This window comes from Mycobacterium sp. NGS62 (assembly GCF_059812285.1).
The window spans coordinates 1-220 of record NZ_JCALCK010000108.1 but is presented as its reverse complement, the minus strand read 5'-3'; the positions used below and the strand labels follow the sequence as shown (position 1 = coordinate 220).

Here is a 220-nt window from a genome sequence, read left to right as displayed (position 1 = left end):
CCACCGCCTCGCACAGCCCCACGCCGTCGATCAGACAATGCGAGACCAGCAAGCTCACCCCGGCGCCGCCATCGGTAAACGGCAGCACCGCAAGATGCCATCCAGGACCCTGCTCGCAATCCAGTGGCGTGTAGGCCTGCTCGTCGAGCCACGAATCGAATTCTTCACGCGGCCGCGCCGCCGCGACCTCCATCTCAGATGAGCGCTCACCTGACACCCA

General features: G+C 65.5%; 1 pseudogene. It reads right to left on the bottom strand.

From position 1 onward, the window contains the following. Positions 1–193 (bottom strand): annotated as a pseudogene (locus AC5Y49_RS24910) (hypothetical protein); the annotation flags it as partial. Between the last annotated feature and the right edge of the window lie 27 nt (positions 194–220).